General features: G+C 73.4%; 15 protein-coding genes and 1 tRNA gene. 9 read left to right on the plus strand and 7 right to left on the minus strand.

Annotated features, from left to right (window positions below):
- From EDJALFJO_RS06725 to EDJALFJO_RS06740, 4 genes are all read left to right on the plus strand, one after another.
- Positions 1 to 1,747, plus strand: a 1,747-nt coding sequence (locus EDJALFJO_RS06725) for a DUF1800 domain-containing protein (protein ID WP_088283474.1), incomplete at its 5' end; no start/stop codon positions are given.
- Between the two features lie 58 nt (positions 1,748 to 1,805).
- On the plus strand, positions 1,806 to 3,107 hold the full coding sequence (locus EDJALFJO_RS06730) for a DUF1501 domain-containing protein (RefSeq protein ID WP_088283476.1): 1,302 nt from the start codon (positions 1,806 to 1,808) through the stop codon (positions 3,105 to 3,107).
- Positions 3,108 to 3,151: 44 nt separating this feature from the next.
- Complete coding sequence (locus tag EDJALFJO_RS06735; RefSeq protein ID WP_088283478.1) at positions 3,152 to 3,547, plus strand: MmcQ/YjbR family DNA-binding protein; 396 nt, start codon at positions 3,152 to 3,154, stop codon at positions 3,545 to 3,547.
- 84 nt (positions 3,548 to 3,631) lie between these two features.
- Positions 3,632 to 6,577 (plus strand): DEAD/DEAH box helicase, encoded by a 2,946-nt coding sequence (locus EDJALFJO_RS06740; protein ID WP_088283480.1) that lies wholly within the window; start codon positions 3,632 to 3,634, stop codon positions 6,575 to 6,577.
- Here the strand turns inward: EDJALFJO_RS06740 and EDJALFJO_RS06745 are convergent.
- From EDJALFJO_RS06745 to EDJALFJO_RS06760, 4 genes are all read right to left on the minus strand, one after another.
- The gene (locus EDJALFJO_RS06745; RefSeq protein WP_088283482.1) at positions 6,567 to 8,219 is read right to left on the minus strand and encodes a diguanylate cyclase; all 1,653 of its coding nucleotides are present in this window, start codon (positions 8,217 to 8,219) and stop codon (positions 6,567 to 6,569) included. The two genes, EDJALFJO_RS06740 and EDJALFJO_RS06745, sit on opposite strands and share 11 nt — an antisense overlap.
- Positions 8,220 to 8,312: 93 nt before the next feature.
- Positions 8,313 to 9,164 carry a hypothetical protein gene (locus EDJALFJO_RS06750; protein WP_143448339.1) on the minus strand — a complete coding sequence of 284 codons (852 nt, stop codon included), beginning with the start codon at positions 9,162 to 9,164 and terminating at the stop codon, positions 8,313 to 8,315.
- A 162-nt stretch (positions 9,165 to 9,326) separates the two neighbouring features.
- Complete coding sequence (locus tag EDJALFJO_RS06755) at positions 9,327 to 9,704, minus strand: DUF2834 domain-containing protein (protein WP_088283486.1); 378 nt, start codon at positions 9,702 to 9,704, stop codon at positions 9,327 to 9,329.
- Positions 9,701 to 10,681, minus strand: coding sequence for a hypothetical protein (locus tag EDJALFJO_RS06760; protein ID WP_198950069.1), 981 nt, complete (start codon positions 10,679 to 10,681; stop codon positions 9,701 to 9,703). The genes EDJALFJO_RS06755 and EDJALFJO_RS06760 overlap by 4 nt, the downstream gene beginning before the upstream one ends.
- A gap of 168 nt (positions 10,682 to 10,849) precedes the next feature.
- Between EDJALFJO_RS06760 and EDJALFJO_RS06765 the strand changes: the two genes are divergently transcribed.
- From EDJALFJO_RS06765 to EDJALFJO_RS36305, 5 genes are all read left to right on the plus strand, one after another.
- Positions 10,850 to 11,413: a heme-binding protein gene (locus tag EDJALFJO_RS06765; protein ID WP_088283488.1), complete on the plus strand. Its 564-nt coding sequence runs from the start codon at positions 10,850 to 10,852 to the stop codon at positions 11,411 to 11,413.
- Positions 11,414 to 11,490: 77 nt separating this feature from the next.
- Positions 11,491 to 12,276: an endonuclease/exonuclease/phosphatase family protein gene (locus EDJALFJO_RS06770; RefSeq protein WP_088283490.1), complete on the plus strand. Its 786-nt coding sequence runs from the start codon at positions 11,491 to 11,493 to the stop codon at positions 12,274 to 12,276.
- Positions 12,277 to 12,353: 77 nt separating this feature from the next.
- Positions 12,354 to 12,617: a hypothetical protein gene (locus EDJALFJO_RS06775; protein WP_143448340.1), complete on the plus strand. Its 264-nt coding sequence runs from the start codon at positions 12,354 to 12,356 to the stop codon at positions 12,615 to 12,617.
- Positions 12,617 to 12,958, plus strand: coding sequence for a hypothetical protein (locus tag EDJALFJO_RS06780; protein WP_088283494.1), 342 nt, complete (start codon positions 12,617 to 12,619; stop codon positions 12,956 to 12,958). Before EDJALFJO_RS06775 ends, EDJALFJO_RS06780 begins: the two co-directional genes overlap by 1 nt.
- 487 nt (positions 12,959 to 13,445) lie before the next feature.
- The gene (locus EDJALFJO_RS36305; protein ID WP_088283496.1) at positions 13,446 to 13,730 is read left to right on the plus strand and encodes a barstar family protein; all 285 of its coding nucleotides are present in this window, start codon (positions 13,446 to 13,448) and stop codon (positions 13,728 to 13,730) included.
- Between the two features lie 160 nt (positions 13,731 to 13,890).
- On the opposite strand, the gene EDJALFJO_RS06790 is transcribed toward EDJALFJO_RS36305, so the two are convergent.
- The 3 genes from EDJALFJO_RS06790 to EDJALFJO_RS06800 form a co-directional block, all read right to left on the minus strand.
- Positions 13,891 to 14,274, minus strand: a complete 384-nt coding sequence (locus EDJALFJO_RS06790; RefSeq protein WP_143448341.1) for a hypothetical protein — start codon at positions 14,272 to 14,274, stop codon at positions 13,891 to 13,893.
- A gap of 145 nt (positions 14,275 to 14,419) precedes the next feature.
- A tRNA-Tyr gene (locus EDJALFJO_RS06795) sits at positions 14,420 to 14,501 on the minus strand.
- Between the two features lie 229 nt (positions 14,502 to 14,730).
- Positions 14,731 to 20,211, minus strand: coding sequence for a peroxidase family protein (locus tag EDJALFJO_RS06800; RefSeq protein ID WP_088283502.1), 5,481 nt, complete (start codon positions 20,209 to 20,211; stop codon positions 14,731 to 14,733).
- Between the last annotated feature and the right edge of the window lie 240 nt (positions 20,212 to 20,451).

Genomic DNA, 20,451 nt, shown 5'->3' on the forward strand with positions numbered 1-20,451 from the left:
TACCGCGGCCCCCGCCGGGGTCGCGCTCGCCGGGCCCGCCGCGGCCGCGGTACCGACGAAGCGGGTGACGAAGTTCGTCGCGCTCGCCTACCGGTACGACCGCGCGACCGACCGGACGACGGTCACGAAGGCCACCCGGACGACCGTCACCGTCCAGGTCACCAAGGCCTACGGCCGCACCGCCTACAAGGAGCGCAACGCCGCGGGCGTCTGGGTCCTCGTGCCGTACGTGTGGTCCGCGGCCAGGGCCGGCCTCGTCTACGACCACGGGCTCAGGCTCCAGCTCACCCGGGCGAGCAGCGTGCGGGCCGCCGTCCCCTACGTGACCCGGGACCTCGACCTGCACCTGCTGCGGCGCGCGACGTTCGGCCCGGCGCCCGGCGCGCTGGCCGAGCTGCGGGCGCTGGGCCGCAACGCCTGGGTGGACCGCCAGCTCGCACCGGCGACCATCGACGACCGGCAGTGCGACGCCTGGCTGGCGGCGTCCTTCGCGCACCTGGACGAGCCGATCTGGCACGTCAACGAGCTGCTCGACAACGGGTCGCTCTCCGGCTGGCGGCACCAGCGCGCCATCGCCTCCCACCAGGTCGCGCGGCAGTGCTGGTCCAAGCGCCAGCTGCTCGAGGTCATGGTCGAGTTCTGGTCGCAGCTGTTCAACGTCGACGTGTGGTCCGACACCGCAGCGTCCCGCGCGCACTACGCGAGGACGTTGCGCGCCAGGGCGTTCGGCTCGTACGCGGACCTGCTGTGGGCGGTCGTCACGCACCCGGCGATGCTCGTCTACCTCAACAACGCCGAGTCGACCGACGAGCACCCCAACGAGAACCTCGGCCGCGAGCTGCTCGAGCTGCACAGCGTCGGCGTCGGGTCGCCCTACGGCGAGGCCGGGGTGCTGGACTGCGCCCGGGTCCTCACCGGGCTGTCGGTCTCCCGCGACTCCGGCGAGTTCCTCTATGCCCCCTGGAAGCACTGGGTCGGGCCGGTCCGGGTGCTCGGCTTCACCGACCCGAACCCGACCCAGACCGGCGGGCTCGCCGTGGCCCGGCGCCTCGTGACCTACCTCGCCCACCACGAGGACACCGCCTGGCGGATCGCCCGCAGGCTCGCCGTCCAGTTCGTCTCCGACGCTCCCCCGCAGGCCCTCGTCGACCGGCTGGCCCGGCTCTACCTCGCGCAGGGCACCCGGATCGCCCCGGTGCTGCGCGAGCTGCTCACCTCCCCCGAGCTCGAGGCCGCGCACGGTGCGAAGGTGCGCCGCCCGCAGGAGTACCTGGTGTCCGTCGTCCGCACCCTGGGGTACCGCCCGACCCTGACCGGCGCCGCCGACGCGACCGGCGACCTCGCCTGGCTCATGGAGGCCGCGGGCATGTCGCCGCTGGCCCGGGCGACGCCGGACGGGTACCCGCTGAAGTCCTCGGCGTGGCTGGGCACCGCGGCCCTGCTCGGGCGCTGGAACGGCGCGATGGACCTCGTCCAGGGCTGGACCGCCCGGCACTCGCTCGTGCGGCCCGACCTGCAGGGCTTCCTCTTCGGGACGGCGGTGCCCGCCACGTGCGGCGCGGCCGTCGACGCTGCGGGGCGCACCCTCTTCGGCGCCCCGATGCTCGCGGCCGACCGCGACGCGCTGCTCGCCGTCATGGGCTTCACGGCGTCGACCCCGCTCGGGGCCGCCGACGGGTTCCTCTCCTGGCGCCTGGAGCACTGGGTCGCGGCGATGCTCCAGACGCCCTACCAGCTCACGGCCTGACCCGTTGCGCGACAGCCCTTCTGCCCCGGACCGCCCGCCCCAGACCTGCGAGGTTGCCGTGCCCGTCACCGGCCGTGAGTGCGCCGACTGCGCCGCCGTCTCCCGCTCCCGCGCGACCGCCGGGCCGACCCGGCGCGGGGTCCTCGCCGGCGGCGCCGTCGCCGGTCTGCTCGCCGCGCTCGGCTCCGAGGCGCTCGCGCCGCGGCTGGCGTTCGCGGCCGGCGGCACGCCGTACAGCGGCGACACCCTCGTCGTCCTCTCGCTGCGCGGCGGCTTCGACGGCCTGTCCGCCGTCGCACCCGTCGGCGACCCGGACCTCGCCCGGCTGCGCCCGACGATCGCCGTCCCGGCCGGGCTGGGGCTGCGGCTCGACGCGACGTTCGCGATGCACCCGGCGCTCACCGGCCTCAAGGCGCTCTACGACGCCGGTTCGCTCGCCGTCGTCCACGCGACCGGGCTGGCCGTCCCGAACCGGTCCCACTTCGAGGCGATGGCCCAGGTGGAGGCCGCGACGCCGGGCAGCCCGCTGCGCACCGGCTGGCTCGACCGGGTGCTGTCGCTGCACGACGCGTCCGGGCCGTTCGGCGCGGTCCAGGTGGGCGGCGGCGGCCTCCCCTGGTCGCTGCTCGGCGACTTCCCCGACCTGGGGGTCGGCTCGGTCGACGACTTCGGCCTCGACGGGGTCGACACCGAGGACCTGCCCGCCTGGTCGACGTTCCTGCGGACGGCGTTCGCGCACTCCGACGCCCGGCTCGCCGCGTCGGCGGGCACGGCGCTCGGGGCGCTCGCGACGACGGCCGCGATGCGCGAGGCCGGCTACACGCCGTCCAACGGCGCCGACTACCCCGACTCGGACCTGGGCCGGCAGCTGCGGGACGTCGCGCGGCTCGTCCGGGCCGACGTCGGGCTGCGGGTCGCGACGATCGACTACGGCGACTGGGACATGCACTCCGGCCTCGGCCGGCCCGACGGCGGCTGGATGCGCGACCACCTGCGCGAGCTGGACGACGCCGTCGCCGCCTTCGCGACCGACCTCGGCACCGACCTCGGCCGGGTCACCCTCGTGACGATCAGCGAGTTCGGCCGGCGCGCGGAGGAGAACGAGAACGCCGGCGTCGACCACGGCTGGGGCAACGCGATGTTCGTGCTCGGCGGCCACGTCAACGGCGGGCAGGTGTTCGGCAGCTGGCCGGGGCTGCGGGACGTCGACCTCACCGACGGCGACCTCACCGTGACGACCGACTACCGCGCCGTCCTCGCCGACGTCCTGCGCTCGCGGGCCGGGGCGAGCGCGGGCGAGGTCGCGACGGTGTTCCCGGGCTGGACCGGCTCGACGCTGGGGATCACCTCGGCGGCGTGACGGACGGCGTGACAGCCGGACCCCCGGGACGGCAGGCTGGGCCGATGGCGCACCCGCTGATGTTCGACGCGGCGGACCCGCTGCTGGCGCGGGTCCGCGAGCTGGCGCTGGCCTTCCCGGACGCCGCCGAGAAGATCTCGCACGGGCACCCCGCGTTCTTCACGACGAAGGTGTTCGCGTACTACGGCGGCTCGCAGCGGGTCGACGGCGCGTGGGTGCAGCACGAGCACTCGGTCATGGTGCTCACCGACCCCACCGAACGGCAGGCGCTCGTCGAGGACGACCGCTGCTACGTGCCCGCCTACCTGGGCGTCTCCGGCTGGGTCGGGCTGGAGCTCGACGAGCGCACCGACTGGGCCGAGGTCGGCGAGCTGCTCGACGCCTCGTACCGGCTCACCGCCGGGCCGCGCCGGGTGGCCCGGCTCGACGCCGCGCGCTGACCCGGCCGGTCTGTCGGGCCGGTCGCCTAGCGTGGGGGCCGGCCCCGGGGAGTCGCCGGGGGCGTCGAGGGGCGGAGGGGCACGGTGACGGACTGGACGCGCGCGTTCGGCGCCCTGCTCCCGGACGCCGCCGCGACCGACGGGGAGCCGCCGGCGCCGGCGCCGGACAAGCCCCGCCGGGCGCTCTTCCAGCCCGGCCTGCAGCTCGACCTCGTCACCGACGACCCCGACCGGCCGGCGACGCTGCGGGCGCGGCCGGTCGTCCCGAAGACGTCCGGCGGCTGGCAGGTCTCCGGGGCGGCGTGGTCGTCGGTCGGGTACACCCAGCGCGGCGACCTCCCGCGGACCCGCCGCCAGCGCCGCCTGCTCACCGAGCTCCTCGCGCTGGCCCGCAGCGACCACTGGTACTCGCAGTCGAACGCCTGGCTGGACCTCACCGAGATCGACAGCCGCCGGGTCTGGGACCTGCTCTGCGAGCTGCGGGAGGCGGGGCTGCCGTTCGTGGCGCACGACAGGCCGCCGGGCGAGGCCGTCGTGCACGACCCGGTGACGGCACGGCTCGACGTCCGGGCGGTCGACGACGGGCTCGACGTCACGTGCGGGCTGCACGCCGGGGAGCGGTCCGCCCCCGGGGGCACGCCCGAGGTGAAGGTGCCGTCGCGGGCCGTACCGCTCGGCGAGGACGGCGCGCTCGCGTGGTGGGTGCAGGAGCAGCGCGGCCGGAAGACCGTGCGGGTGCTCCACGTCGCGCCGGTGCCGCCCTCGCTCGCGCCGCACCTGGCCGCCGTCCTGCACTTCCTGCCGGTGCACGTCCCGGCGGCCGACGTCCCGCGGTTCACCTCCGAGTACCTGCCCCGGGTGCCGGACGTCGTCACCGTGCGGGCGTCGGGCGACGTGCCACGTCCGGTCGTGCGCACCCGGCTGCGGGTGCTCGTCACGCCGCTCGACGACTTCGCCCTCGAGGTGCGCTGGGTCTGGGACCGCGGCCCGGGCGGCCGCCGGGACACCGCCGCGGAGGGGGTCGTCGTCGACGCGGTCCGGGCGGTGCTGCCGGACGGCGTGCTGCCGGCCGGGGGGCGCCCGGGCGACCTGCCGTCGTACACCGGGCTGCCGAACGTCGCCCGGCTCGCCGGGATGGCCGCCGTCCGGTTCGCCGAGACCGCGCTGCCCGCGCTCGAGGGCGTCGACGACGTGAGCGTCGAGGTCGCCGGCGAGCTGCCCCGGTACCGGCCCGCGCAGGCGCCGCCCGTGCTCACCTTCGACGCGCTCCGGCCGACCGACCGGGACTGGTTCGACCTCACGGTCTCGGTGAGCGTCGACGGCGAGGGCGTGCCGTTCGTCAACCTCTTCACGGCCCTCGTCAAGGGCAAGACCCACCTCGTGCTGCCGAACGGGGTGTACTTCCCGTTGCGGGGCGGGCAGTTCGCCGACCTCATCGCGCTCATCGAGGAGTCCCGCGGGCTCGAGGAGGCCCCCGAGGGCACGCTGCGGGTGAGCCGCTACGACGCCGGCGTCTGGGCGGACCTCGAGCGGATCGGCACCGTCGAGGGGCAGGCCCTGGAGTGGTCGCGGGCCGCGGGCGCGGTGACCCGGGCGCCGTCCCTGACCGACCACCCGCTGCCGGCCGGGCTCACCGCGACGCTGCGGCCCTACCAGCGGGCCGGCTTCGGCTGGCTGGCGACGTTGTACGCCAACGGCCTGGGCGGCGTCCTCGCCGACGACATGGGCCTGGGCAAGACGCTGCAGACGCTCGCGCTCATGTGTCACGTGCGCGAGCAGGGGATCTCCCGGGAGCCGTTCCTCGTCGTCGCCCCGACGAGCGTCGTCGGCACCTGGCGGTCGGAGGCGGAGAAGTTCGCCCCGGGGCTGCGCGTCACGACGGTCACCGGGACGGCGGGCCGGCGCGGCGGGGTGAAGATCGGCGACCTCGCGGCGGAGGCGGACGTCGTCGTCACCTCCTACGCGCTCTTCCGGCTCGAGCACGCGCAGTACCGCGGCGTCGGGTGGGCCGGGCTCGTGCTCGACGAGGCGCAGTCGGTGAAGAACCACGCGTCCGTCGGGTACGGCTACGCCCGCACCCTCGGGGCGCCCTTCGTGCTGGCGATCTCGGGCACGCCCGTCGAGAACAACCTCATGGAGCTGTGGGCCGTCGTCTCGCTCGTGGCGCCCGGGCTGCTCGGGACGCCGAAGGTGTTCAACGACGTCTACCGGCTGCCGATCGAGCGGGCGCGGGACGGCGTCCGGCTCGCGGCCCTGCGCCGCCGGATCGCGCCGCTCGTGCTGCGCCGCACGAAGGAGCAGGTCGCGCAGGACCTGCCGGAGAAGACCGAGCAGGTGCTGGAGATCGAGCTGTCGCCGCGGCACCGGGCGGCGTACCAGGCGTTCCTGGCGCGGGAGCGGCGCAAGGTGCTCGGGCTCGTCGAGGACATGCCGCGCAACGCCTTCAAGATCTTCCGGTCGCTCACGCTGCTGCGCCAGGCGGCCCTCGACATCGGGCTCGTCGACGCGGACCTGCCCCCCGTGCCGTCGACGAAGCTCGACGTGCTCGTCGAGCTCGTCGACGACATCGTCGCCGAGGGCCACCGGGTGCTCGTGTTCAGCCAGTTCACCCGGTTCCTGCGGGCCGCCCGGGAGCGGGTCACGGCGGCCGGGCACGAGGTCTGCTACCTCGACGGCAGCACGACCCGCCGGGACGAGGTCGTCGCGTCGTTCCGGAGCGGCACCGCGCCGGTCTTCCTCATCAGTCTCAAGGCCGGCGGCACCGGGCTGACCCTCACCGAGGCGGACTACTGCATCGTCCTGGACCCGTGGTGGAACCCGGCGACCGAGAACCAGGCCGTCGACCGGACGCACCGGATCGGCCAGACCCGCAACGTCGTCGTCTACCGGCTCGTCGCGAAGGGCACGATCGAGGAGAAGGTCATGGCGCTCAAGGCGGCCAAGGAGGGCCTGGCCGCGAGCGTGCTGGACGACGGCGAGCTGTCGTCGACGGCGCTCACCGAGGACGACGTCCGCCGGCTCATGGCGTGAGGGCGGCGCCGGCCACGAGGTCGTCGTCCGTCGCGGACCGGTTCCGGCCGGCGCTCTTGGCCCGGTAGAGGTGGGAGTCGGCGCGCGCGAGCAGGCTCGACTGGGTGTCGTCCACCCGTGCCGACGTCACCCCGGCGCTCACCGTGACCCCCAGCCCCGGCGCCAGGTCGTCCCAGTGCTCGGACTCGACGGCCTGGCGGACCGCCTCGATGCGGCGCAGCCCGACCCGCGGGTCGGCGACGACCTGCACGACGAGGAACTCCTCGCCGCCGAGCCGGGCCGCGAAACCGGGCGGGACGTCGTCCGGCCCGGTGCCCACACCGCCGACGGTCGCCGCGAGGATCGCCCCGACCCGGCGCAGCACCTGGTCCCCCACCGTGTGGGAGAAGGTGTCGTTGACGCGCTTGAAGTGGTCGGCGTCGACGACGGCGGCGACGAGCAGGACGCCCCGGGTCGCCGCCTCCTTGAGGTAGTGCGGCAGCTCCTCGTCGACGAAGCGCCGGTTGTAGAGCTCGGTGAGCGGGTCGGTGCGGGCCTGCTCCCAGAACCGCTGCGCGGCGCGGCGGGCCTCGGCGGTCTCGAAGAGCGCCTGCCGGGTGCGGGCCGCGGCCTCCTGCTGCCGCGAGCGCAGGACGACCGACTCGCCGTGGAAGAACCGGTGGGCGCGGTAGGCGTCCTCGTAGAGCCCGCGCGCCGCGAGGATCTCCGCCCGCACCCGCAGCGCCTGCACCCGGACGCCGCCGAGGTCCCGCTCCCGGCAGACGACGATGCACCGGTCGAGCTCCTGCTGGGCCGCCTCCAGCCGGCCCTGCGCGAGGAGGATCTCCGCGAGGGTCAGGGCGAGCTCGGCCGGGGTGACGGCCTGCGCGTTCCCGCGCTCCGCGAGCAGCCGGTAGCCCTGGCGGGCCATCTGCTCGGCGCCGGTGAGGTCCTCGGCGGCGAGCAGCACGCGCGCGATCGTGTCCGACAGCGAGGCGTCGATGCCCTCCTCGCCGCCGACCTCGCGCAGCGCGGCGACGACCTCGAGCGCGCGGGGGACGTCCCCGGCCTCGTACTCGAGCATGGCGAGGTTGTTGAGCACGGTGCGGTGCCGCTCCCGGTCCCCGAGAGCGACGTAGATCTCCTCCGCCTCGCGGTACCGGCGCCGGGCCTGGTCCCGCTCGCCGGCCCCGTTGACGGCGGTCGCGTCGGCCAGGCGCAGCAGGTAGTTCCCCCGGTCGCGGGCGGTGCCGCCGTCCCCGAGCAGGTCGATGGCGCGGACGGCGTGGTCGAGGGCCGACGCGACGTCGCCGATGCTCTCGAAGACCGACGACAGGACGAGGTGGGTGCGCGCGAGCAGCGACCGGGTGCCGTTCGCCGCGGCCCAGTTGTTCACCTCGACGGCGAGCGCCGCCCCCTCGACCGCGCTGCCGACCCGGTGGAGCATGTCCGCGACGACGAGCCGGGCACGCATGGCGCCGAGGAGCCAGCCGGCCTCGAGGGCCTCCTGCTGGGCCGCCCGGGCGTCCCGCAGGCGCCCCTCGACGTCGGAGGACCGGTGCCGCTCGAGCGCGTCGAGGGTGGTGGCGAGCGCGGCCGGCGGGTCCGGCGTCACCGGTACGGACCTGTCGACGGGCGGCGGGGAGGGCGGCGGGCCGGTCATGCCCGGCTCACCTCAGCACCTCGTCCTGCACCCGGACGGACCACGTCGCCAGTCTGCCATGTGATCGGTCACGCTCCGTCGGGACCGGTGCGGCTACCCCTCGGCGCCGGTGGGGCTGACCCACTCGTCCGCGGAGGCGTCCCGCGACACGAGGAGCACCCGCGCACCGGGCATCGGTGTGACCGTGACGTGGCGGGCGTCCTGCACGGCGCCGCCGGGCGCGAGGACGACGACCCGCCGGGACCGCGGGGCGTCGGCGCGCACGGCCTCGACGACGAGGCCGCCGAGCTCCGCGCCCCAGTGCCGGCCGACGATCTGGTCCAGCCGGGCGCCGGCGACCTGGTGCCGCTCCAGACCCAGCGACAGGGCCGAGCTGCGGTTGGCGTGGACGACGCGGAAGCGGCCCTCCAGCTCGGCCGGCCCGAGGTCCGCGACGGCGGGGACCTCGAGCACGACGAACGCGTCCTCGGCTGCGTCGAGCGCCGAGCCGAGCAGCGCAGACCGCTCGTTGGCCTGGCGCAGCGCGTCCTGGAGGATCTGCTCGCCGACGATCTGGTCGGTGACGTCCCGCCAGGTCGACAGCACGAGGTTGTCGTCGATCCGCATCGCGATCGAGTCGGTCGTCCCGGCGGCCGCGGTGCCGCTGAACGTCGTCCGGACCCGCTGGAGCTGCCCCGTGGTGAGGGCCCGGCGGAAGGCCTCGACCATCGGCACGCTGCTCGGGCCGAGCAGGGTCTCGACGTCCCGCCCGACGAGGCTCGCCGGGTCGTCCGTGAAGGGCGCGGCACCGGCCTTGTTGATCATCTCGAGGATGAAGCCGGTGATCCCGCCGTCCGGGTCGCGGTGCGCCCGGTGGATGGCGAAGCCGTCGGGGGTCACCGCCAGGGCAGCGGCGAGCAGGTCCGCCGGGCCGATCGCCGCCGCTGCGGCCGCCACACAGTCCATCGGGATCCCCTCCGCGGTGTCTCGGAGCAGACAGTGACGCCGGCTCCCGACCACGAAGTGTCACGCCTCGAGGACTCCGCGTCGCGGGACGCGGCCGGTGAAGGGCCGGATTTCTTTCTCGCGGAGCGGTTTGCGCGCCGGCCGGTCGTCGCCGGCGGTCGGTCACGAACCGGTCGGCGCGGCCCGCTGCTGCCGCAACGCGATCTCGCGGAGCCCGAGGAAGAGGGGAAAGGTGAAGGCGAGCGCGATCACGAAGGTGAGCGGGACCAGGGCCGCGGCCAGGAGCAGCCATCGCCCGCCCAGCCGTCTTGCCTCGCGGACGTAGAAGATGCAGGCCACGCAGGCGACGACGATGACGTCGACCGCCGCCGAGGAGCTCGCCGGGTTGGCGAACCAGCCTTCCAGGTAGGACGGGGCGTCGGGCGTCGGGGTGAACCGGAGGTTGAAGTACCAGGTGCCGACGGCACCCACCGCCGACAGCGCGAAGTACACCGCAGCGGCGACCGGCGCCCGGCCGGCGGCCGGCGGCGAGACGCTCACCGGGCGACCTCCGTCGTGCGTCGCGCCCGGCCACGTGCGACCACCGCCGCGCAGCCGAGGAGCACGGCAGCGGCGAGGGTCGCCCCGGCGACCGTTGTCACGCCGTCCGGACGCACGATCGACTGGCCCCGCAACGCCTGCCACGTCACGAGCGCGACCAGCCCTGCGTAGCCCGCGGCGACGGTGCGCACCAGGCTCGCCCGCACCTGGACGTCCCGGAGCACGGCCACCCTCCGGGAGGCCACCTCGAGGACGACCAGGGCGAGCGGCACGAGCTGCAGCGCATGCATCCCGACGAAGTGCGGGATGCGCAGGTCGCCGGCCACCGTGCTCCACCCGAGGACCGGCAGGCCCGGGCCGCCGTCCGCGATGCCGACGGTGTGCGCACCCGCGATGCCCTGGAACTCGCTCAGCTGCTGGGCCGTCGGGCTCGTCATGAGGTAGCCCAGTGCGAGCCCGACGAGGGAGAGCACGGCCCCGGCCCGGATGGCGACGGCCCGGGCCCGGTCCTCGATCCTCGTGCGGAAGAGCATCACGGCCGCGACGAGGTTGGCGCCCCAGAGCACCGAGATCGACACCGCCATGACGGACCACACGGCGGTGTTCAGCGGTGTCGACACGTTGAAGTGGCTCGTCGTCCCGGTGACGGCCGCCCAGGTGACGAGGGCCAGCTCGACGAACAACGCGACGGTGATGACCGTCCCCGCGGCGCGGCCGGCCCGGCGGCCGGGGTCCAGCTGGCCGATGAGCCACGACCAGCTGACCGCGTAGACCAGCGTGGACAGCGCGAACTTCAGCGGCTTGTCCCACTGGTTGAGGCCGGTGACCTCGACGGTGCTCACGAACCGGGCAACGAGTGCGAACCCGGAGAGGACTGCCATCGTCGCCGCGAGCACGAGGAGGGGGCGGTGCCAGCGCACCTGCGTGGGCGGGTCGAGGTAGCCCGCGGAGAGCGGCCGGGCCAGTGTCGTGCTCATGTCCGTGTCCGTTCGTCCGGCGGTTCCGTCGACCGCTTCACCGTACTAGATAGTTTCACTATCCGATAGTTGTACTATCTAATGGCCCGTCACGGCAGAGGACGACCGGGTCGGGTCCGGCGATCGGCGCCGCCGGGCCGGATCCCGGGGACCGGCCTACGGTGGATCGTGACCGAGTCCCAGAAGTACACGGTGGTCGAGCAGCACCCCGGGTTCGAGCTGCGGCGCTACGCGCCGCACGTCGTCGCGGAGGTGACCGTGACCGGCCCTGCGGACGAGGCGGGCAACCGGGCCTTCCGGCCGCTGGCGGGCTACATCGGGGGCCGGAACGTCGCCGGCCGGAGCGTGGCGATGACCGCGCCCGTGCTGCAGGAGAAGGCCGCGGGCCGGCCGATCGCGATGACCGCCCCGGTGCTGCAGCAGGCCGCCGGGCCGGACGCGTCCGTCGTGGGCTTCGTCATGCCGGCGGACGAGTCGCTGGCGACCCTGCCCGCGCCGACGGACCCGGACGTCACCTTGCGCGCCGTCCCGGAGGCCTTCGCCGCGGCGGCGCAGTACTCCGGCCGCTGGACCCTGAGCAGCTACGAACAGCACCTCGCCGACCTCGACGCCGCGGTGCGGGCGGCCGGCCTGGAGGTCGCCGGGCCGGCCCGCTGGGCACGCTACGACCCGCCGTGGAAGCCGTGGTTCCTGCGCCGCAACGAGGTGCTGCTGCCGGTGGCGGCGCCCTGACCTGACCTGACCTGACCTGACCTGACCTGACCGGACCTGACCTGACCTGACGGCCGGGCTGCGGCGATACTGCACCGGTGCGGATCCTCAGCCTCAACGCGTGGGGCGGCGCGATGTTCGACGACCTCGCCGCGTGGCTGCCGGCGGCCGGAGCGGACGTCCTGTGCCTGCAGGAGGTGACCCGGTCGACGGCGTCCGGCTGGACACGCTTCTCGGACGCCGAACGCGACCTGCCGCAGCGCGCCGACCTCTTCGACGACGTCCAGGGCCTGCTGCCCCGCTCCCGGGGCTTCTTCGCCGCGAGCGACTGCGGCCCCGTGGACGACGCGGACGGCGTCCGGCACCGGCAGGAGTTCGGGATCGCCGCGTTCGTCGCCCCCGGCACGACGGTCCTCGAGGAGCGCTCGACGTTCGTCCACGGCACGTACCTCGAGCACGTGCAGTGGCCGGCGAGCGGCCGGCCACGGGTCGTCCACGCGATGCGGCTCCAGGCGTCGGCGCGGGTCGTGACCGTCGTCCACCTGCACGGCCTGCGCGACGCGGCCGGCAAGGGCGACACCCCGGACCGGGCGCGCCAGGCGCACCGGATCGCCGACCTCGTCGTCCGGACCCGCCGCGCCGGCGACCTCGTCGTCGTCTGCGGCGACCTCAACCTGCTGCCGGGCAGCGCGACCTTTGCGACGCTCGCCGACATCGGCCTCGTCGACCTCGTCGGCACCGCCGACACCCGGACGTCGCGCTACGCCAAGCCGGTCCGGCACGCGAGCTACCTGCTCGTGTCGGACCCGTCGGCGGTGCAGCGCTTCGAGGTCGTCGAGGCGCCCGAGGTGTCCGACCACCGGGCGTTGCTGCTGGAGGTGTGAGACGCCGGGCGCGACCGCCGCCCGCGCTGCCGCCGTCCCCCTGGACACCGGTGATCGTCGTCGCGGACAGTGGTGGGATGCCGGTCTCGGTCCTCGCCCTCGCGGCCTCCCTCGGCGGGGCCGCCACAGGCGCGGGTGTGGTCGCGGTCGTCGCCCGGCGGCGGGCGCGCCGGCTCGCCCGGATGACCGCACGGGAGCGCGCCCTCGCGCAGGCCAGGCGCGAGCTGAGGGGGCTACGCAAGGACGCGGACCGGCGACGCGGCCATCGGCCGGGGAACAGCTGGCACGACGGGGACGCCGACATGAACGCGGTGTCCGGCTACAGCGGCGGTGACATCTGATGCCCCGGGCCAAGGCCGGGCTGTTCCTGAAGAGCCCGTGGTTGTGGTTGTGGTTGATCTTCGGGGTCGCGCTGGTGGCTCACCAGGCTTTCGACGTGGTCCCGCTCGGGTTCTGGCCGCTCATGGGCGGCGGCGCTGTCGCGGTCGGCGTGTGGCAGCGGCGCAAGGACTACCGGTGGCCGCTCGCGGGTGTCATGGGCGGTGCCCTCACCGGCGTGACGGCGGCCGTCGTCCTGTCTCTCGCGGTGCCCGACGTCGTGTTCCTGGCCTCGCTCGTGCCTGCCGGTGTGCTCGTCGTCCTGGGCACCAGGCCATCCCTGGCCGGGCCGGTCGTGGACTGACGGAGAAGGGGGCCGCCCTGCCGTCCCTTCATGCGGCCGTCGATGAGGACGTCGCAGATCTCGACGAACCTGCCCCCTGAGCACCCGCCGCATCGCGACCGTGTGCGCCTCCCGCTCCGGCACGGGGACGTGCACCGGGTCGCCGGCGTACGCGTGCGTCACCGTGCCCCTGCGACGCCAACCAGGGCTACCCGCCATTGCCCACACCTGGACCACGCAGCGGCTGAAGGGGATCCGTGAGCCGAGACGTCCGACGAGACGTTCGGACCAGTCTCTTCTAGACGTCACGATCCGGTGGGATCCTGTCCGGATGAGCCATGATCACGGTCGAGGTTCGCCTCAGCCACGATCAAGCGCGGGCGCTCTCGGGCTTGCTCGACGGGATCACCAAGGTGGTGGAGTACCGGGACAGGACCTTCCATCAGGTTCGTTGAGGTGCGCACTTCGAATAGGCACTTCGATGGATGCGGCGAGGAGGGGAATATCGATGTCCGGTGATCTGATTGTCGATCTGCGGGGAACTCAGATCGACAATCTGGAGGACTTCTGGGATGCGGTCTCGGAGCCGTGCGGACTCCCAACCTGGTTCGGTCGCAACGTTGAGGCCTGGCGCGACACGATTCAGGTTCGGGGAATATCGGAGGTCATCGACGCTCACGACATCCTGGTCGTTCACGTTGATCGATCGGGATTCTTTGCCAGAAAGAGTCGCGCTCTAGGAGAATTGAGAAGTGCATTCACCGGGCGTCGAGCGCAACTTGTGGTCCATTAGTTGATTGTTCGTGCCGCGAATGCCGGGTCGGCCTGCCGGCGCGTCGTGGCGTCGTCTGCTCGGGTGTTGCCGGTACAGCGACCCACCGCGCCCCGCCACCGACCTGGACTCGCCGACCACGATGACGGACCGAGGGTCCGCGCTACCGAGCCATCGCGCCCTACGGCCTGGGAATGGCGTCACGCAGTCGCCCGGCGATGTCGGCGGCCAGGCGGCTCGACACGAGATAGAGACTCCAGCGCGCCTCGGACCGGAAGCGGACCAGGACGCCAGGGCCGGACCCGTACGTGACGACCATCGCCGGCCTGCCATCCCGACCACGACATCGCGGACCGACGGTTGCGAGACCTCGCCCGGGCGCCGTCCGGGCCGCGAAGCCGAGCGTGACCACGGAGTCCACGACAGAGGGTGCCGTCGAGTCGAGCAGCGTGACGGACACCACCTGCGACATCAGCGCCCGAGGCCGCCGGCGGAACGCCAGGAGTCGCTCGACCGGGTTCAGGAGCACCACGATCTCCGACCCGACCACGGCGATCCGCGCCATGCCGCCCTCCACCCTCAGAACTCGTCGTGCCCCCCGCGTGCCCAAAGCTCCGGCGAAACAGGGTCCTGGGCGGTCAACAGCGGTCATCCACGAGAACGGCCCCCGACCGGTGTCTCCGCAGGTCAGGGGCCGTTCGTGGTGCATGTGGCGGGTGTAGGGTTCGAACCTACGTAGGCTGAGCCGGCAGATTTACAGTCTGCTCCCTTTGGCCACTCGGGCAACCCGCCATGCGTCACCGGCAGGACCGGTGCAGCGCGTACACGATACCAAGCCCGCGACCGTGCTCGCGCACCCCTTACGGGGGGCCGCCCGCCGTCCGGTCGCTCGGGGCGCGGACCGGACGGCGGGCGGGCTGACGGGGGTGCCCGGGGAGGAGCTCCCCCGTCGGGTGGCGGCCCGGGCGGGCGCGCCGGACGGACGGCGCCGGTCAGGGGCGTGACCGGCGCCGCCCCGCGCTCACGGGGCCAGGACGAAGTCCTGGATCGTGATCTGGGCGAGGGTCTCGCCGTTGAGCGTGACCGTCTGGGTCGCCGAACCGTCGACCCGGACCCTCACGTTGGCCCCGACCTGGGTGATCGCGACGCGTGCCGCGAAGTTCCCGGCGGTCACCCCGAGGGACGACAGGTCGAGCAGGTCCTGACCATCCGTGGGGTTCTGGTCGAAGCCGGTGATCGTGTCGGTCCCGAAGACGCCTCCGCCGGCCGCGGCGCTGAGGAAGACGAAGACGTCGTTGTCGGCTCCGCCGTTCATCGCGTCGTTGCCCGTGCCGCCGGTGATCCGGTCGGCACCGTCGCCGCCGTTCAGGGTGTCGTTCCCGGCCGCACCGCGGATGTCGTCCGCCGCCGCCGACCCCGTCACGTTGTCGTTGCCGCCGCCGGCGTCGATGAACTCGATGCCGTCGAGGGTGACGCCGCCGAAGCTCACGCTCTGCACGCCGCCGTTCGGGCCGAGCCCGATGCTCACCCCGGCGAAGGTGCCGCCGGAGATCTGCTCGACGCCGGCGAGGGCGCTGAGGCCGATCACCGTGCCGCCTGCCGTCGCCCGGACCACGTCGGTCCCGGCGCCGCCGTTGACGTTGTCGAACCCGTCCCCGGGGGCGACGAGGATCGTGTCGTCACCGGCTCCGGCCGTGATCGTGTCGTTGCCCGGACCGCCGGTCACGGTGTCCGCACCGCCACCCATGTTGAGGGTGTCGTTGCCACCGAGCCCGTCGGCGACGTCGGCATTGCCGGTGCCGTTGAACGCGTTGGCACCTGCCGTCCCGACGAAGTTCGCACCCGTCCCGGCCGTCGCGGCCGACGTCACCGCGTTGGTGAAGCCCTGGCCGTCCGTCCAGGAGATCCGCAGCCGGAGCGTCTGGTTCACGTCGGCCGCCACCGGGGTGTACGTCGCGCCGGTCGCACCGGCGATGACGGTCCCGGCGCCGCCGCCGCGCAGCCACTGGAACTGGAGCGTGCCCAGCCCGTCGGCGTCCGCGACGTCGTTCGTCGAGGTGATCAGGCTGCCCTGGAGCGGTGTGGTGTCGTCCAGGGTGACGGTCCCGGTCGGGGCGTCGTTCACGGCGACGACCGGGCCGACGACGGCCGACTCCCTGCTCTCGGGGGTCCCGAGGTTGTCGAGGAAGTTGGCGACGACCTTGACGAACTGCCCGGCGACCGCGTCGCTGAGCGGGAGCGTCGTCCCGGTGCCCACCTGGCCGAACGGACCGGCCGCGGCCGGTGCGGCGAACCAGGTGTAGCTGATCGACGCGACGTTCACACCGTTCGGGTCGTCGAACGCCCGGACGGCGGTGAGCGTCTGGTCCTCCGCCAGGGTGCCGGTGACGTCCACCGTGCCGGTGGCCGGCTGCGGCGGGATCGGACCGCCGATCTGGACGGTGGCGTCGGCGAACTGCACGAACTCGATGTTCTGCAGCGTGTCGACGCCGTCGGTGCCCACGGTGTCCGTGATCCGGGCGTTCCCGTCACCCAGGACGTCGACGGTGTAGTTGGCCCGCGGCCCGGCGAAGAAGGCCGTGTCCGAGTCACCCTCGACCGGGGCCGTCGTGATGTAGCGACGGATTTCCAGCGTGCCCGGGTCGAGGGTGCCGGCGAAGACGGCGGCCTCGACGGCCCCCATGCTCTCGACGGTCGTCGACCCGTTGCGGATGCCGACCTCGAGCATCGCGTCGCCGTCGATGAGGTCGTCACCGCCCCGGCCCTCGAGGGTGTCGCTGCCGGCACCGCCGAGGATGATGTTGCCGCCGTCGAAGGTCGTCGCACCGCCGAGCACGGTGTCCAGGCCCTCGATCCGGGCGATGCCCTCCGCGGTCAGCTCGTGGTTGTCGGTCGCCGGGTCGCCGACCGCCGCGGCGAGGTCCGCCGCCGTCCGGTCGTCGCCGCGCAGGATGTCGTCCCGGGGACCGCCGGACAGGCCCTCGACGAGGTCGAACCGGTCACGGATGTTGTCCAGGTCCGGCGGGAGCGGGATGCCGGTGATCGCCAGGTCGGCGTTCGCGGCCTGCGGGTCACGCTCGTAGGTCGTCCAGTCGAAGCCGAAGACGCCCTCGTTCCGCTCGATCCCGGGGCCCGTCACCATGATGTCGTCGCCGGCCTCGGCGTCGTAGTCGTCGTTGCCGGCGTCGCCGATGATGACGTCGTGGCCCCGTAGGTCGCTGTTGAGCTCCCGGCCACCGAGCCCGCCCTGGAGCAGGTCGGCACCCGCGCCGCCCTCGATCCAGTCCGAGCCCTCGTCGCCGAAGACGGTGCTCTCGGAGTCGCCGCCCTTGACGAAGTCGTCGCCGTCGTCGGCGAACGTCTCCTTGATGTCGACGCCGGCGTTGACGAAGTCCTTGCCGGAGCCGGCGAGGATCAGGTCGCCGGTGCCGGGGCCGCCGTTGATCGCGTCGTCGCCGGCGCCGCCCTTGAGGACGTCGATGCCGAAGGTGTCGGTCATGATGTCGTCGCCGTCACCGCCGAGGACGAAGTCGTTGCCCGCACCGCCCTCGAGCCGGTCGTTGCCGCCGTCGCCCCAGAGCGAGTCGTCACCGTCGCCGGCCGTGAGCCGGTCGTTGTTCGGCGAGCCACCCATGACGATGTGCTCGCCGCCGGTGAAGCGGACCGTGCCGTTGCTGAGCCGGGTCACGAGCGACGCCTCGACGACCGTGGTGTCCGGGTCGTCGATGACGCTGCCGTTGCCGTTGTCGATCTCGATCACGTGGTTCGGGGTCGAGAAGACGTCGTGCGGCAGGTGGGTCTCCGACGTCGGGAGACCGATGTCCGTGTTCTTGAGGATGATCTCGGCGAACGAGTTCGACTCGAGCTCGGTGAGGAAGTTCAGGCCGACGTTGCGGCTCAGGTAGTAGAGCCGGTCGCCGTCCTGCAGCGCCTCCATCTGGGTCTCGAAGACGAAGTTGAACGACGAGCCGAGCATCCCGCCGAACGGCATCGGGCGCTCCGCGAGGCCGCCGATCCAGAAGTCGACGTCGTTGAGGCCGCCCCTGCCGGTGTCGGTGGGGGTGCTGGGGCCGGTGCCGGCGGAGGCGTAGGCGCCGGTCGCGCCGAGGAAGTCGGCCCGGTCGGCCGGCGCACCAGGGCCGCCCTCGACGAGCAGCAGGGCCGCCGCCTTCTTGCCGGCGAGCGTGTCCGCGTTGTCGGCCGACTCGTCGGTCGTCGTCAGCCCGTCGTCGACGAGGGCGCCGTCCGCACCCGCGTCCGTCAGGGCCGGGTGGACGCCGTACGCCGCGACGAAGTTCACGAGCGACTCGGGGTTGCGCAGCTCGAGCCCGAGCTCCTCCCAGCTGTCGTACGGCCGAAGCGCCGGGTGGTTCGTCGCCGCGAAGAAGTCGGCGCGCGCCGCGTTGAGCGGCGGGATGCCGGTGTCACGACCGCGGGCCAGGTTGAGCGCCGCGAGGTCGAGCGGCAGACCGAGGAGGTTGTCTCGGACGGCGTCGGTGACGAACTCGTCGAGCTCGCTGCCGACCTGTGCGGTCATGCCACGGACGACCTGGCCGGCACCCTCGTCCGGGGTGATGCCCTGGGCGCCGTCCTGGGTGAACGCCTGCGGGTTGAGGAACGCCTCGATGAGACCCATCGAGTTGTCCGAGCCGTCCGCCGCCTCGCGGTCGACGGTCTCGGTGAGCATCGAGTGCCCGAACCGGTAGACGGTGTGCGCGAACTCGGCGGTGATGGCCGGGTCGATGTTCGTCTCGTAGCCGGTGAAGATGTTCACCTCGGGCTGCAGCTTGCGGGCGAACTCCTCGAACACGAGATGCTGGTACTGCATCTCGGTGCCGAAGCGCGCGGCCTGGAAGATCCGCTCGCCGTTCCACTCCCGCGCGGCGACGTAGGCGTTGAGCTCGGCCGCGGCGTCGACGTCCTCGGCCGCGGGCAGGGCGGCGACCGGGGTCGCGAGCCACTCGTTGAGGAACGCGAGGCTGCCGCGGGACAGCGCCGTCTGGACGACGGACGTCTTCACCGCGCCCGCGAGCCGGTTGTGCTCGGAGTGGAAGACGTGGTGGACGGCGGTGAGCCCGATGTTCTCGTTGCCGCGGCCGTCACCGGTGATGAAGTGGGCGCCGAGCATCTCGTCGTCGTAGGTGCCCGGCAGGTTGTCGTCCTCGGTGCCGGGGTCGGCGTCCGGGGTCTGCGGGACCTTCGGCGTCGCGGGGTTGTTGTCGTCGTCCCAGGTGCCCGGGGCGGCGTGGTGCGCGATGTCGTCGAGGAACGCGTGGTTGGTGCGGACGACGCCGCTCGTGGAGGCCGCGCCGTCCGGGCCGCCGTCCCGGAAGCCGCCCGCCGAGAGCTCGAGCTGGGCGTAGCCGTTGCCGGCCAGGAGCAGCCGTCCGTAGGCGTCGGTCCGCAGCTTCGGCACGTTGAGGACGTCCTGGTCGGTCAGCGTGACGCCGAGCAGGGTGCGCGCCTGGGACTTGACGTCGGCCCAGGTCGCCAGGCCGTTGCCGCCGTTGAGGACGGAGTCGAGGAACTTGCCGGTCGCGACCGTCTGGCCGCCGCGGCGGACGTGCTCGCGCAGGAACGCCTGATGGGCCGGGTGCGAGGTGTACGTCTGGTTCTGGTCGACGAACGGTGTCGTCGTGTTCGTGTGCTCGTGGACGTCGTCCGCGCTCTCGTCGACCGTGGGCGTCGAGGGGTCGTCGCCGACCCGACCGTCGAGGCCGGGCTGGTTCGTCGCGCGGGTCAGGGTCATGAAGCGCCGCTCGGGCGGCAGGTCGTCGGCCGCTTCGTCGGTGGCCGTCCCCGGGTCGTCACCACGGACCCCGTCCGGGCCGGCGATGAGCGGGTCGTCGTCCTTCAGCGGCACGATGACCGTGCCGGAGCCGCCCTTCGTCACGAGGTCGAGCCCGTGGTCGAAGAACTGGCCGAACAGGGTGAACCACGAGTTGTAGGGCGCGGAGAGGCCTTCGTCCGGCGCCGTGTTCGGGATGAAGTTGATCCCGCCGGAGACGCTGCTGCCGACCGGCTCGTTGCCCGCCGTCCGGACCCGTGCGGCGTTGGCCGCGGCGTTGTCCGTGGACTGGTCGACGATCGCGTTGCTCACGAGACGGGGGTCGGCGTCGACGACGAGGCCGGACTTCTGCTGGTACGTCGAGACGGGCGCCCCGGGCGGGCCGAAGATGCCCGGCTGGTCCGCCGTCCGGAAGACCGGGGTCGTGAGGCGCGGGAAGACCCGGTCGGCCGCCCCGTACGCGCTCTGCCCGGGCTGGAGGTTGTTGAACCGGCCGTCGACGGTCCGCAGGCCGTACGGCAGCGACGCGTCGGGCACCATCGTCGGCCCGAGCAGCGCCGTCCCGGCCGCGTTCTGCTCGGCGATCTGGATCTGTCGGAGGAAGAAGTCGAGGTCGCTGTCGTTGAGCACGACCGCGTTCGCCGCCCCCGGTGCGCCGACGACGAGCGCCGCGCAGACCGCGGCCCCCAACGTCGCCCTGATGGTTCCCCTCATGGTCAGCCCCTTGGTGAACGACCGGCGGCGCGTCGACAACGACCGCCGCCGGGCATGCGTCATCACGGACGCACGCATGACTGGATCCGCACGAGCGAGCGTGCGGTGGTCTCGGGCGCCCGTGACGACGGACGCCTCCGGGACGAGGTCCCGGGTCCCAATAGTGGATTTGAAATTCACGAATCGGTACTACTGATCGCGAATTCCCCCTGAATTGGGGGGGCCTTACCCAGGGGGGTG

The organism is Kineosporia sp. A_224, assembly GCF_002198655.1.
In the GTDB taxonomy this organism is placed as follows: domain Bacteria; phylum Actinomycetota; class Actinomycetes; order Actinomycetales; family Kineosporiaceae; genus R-H-3.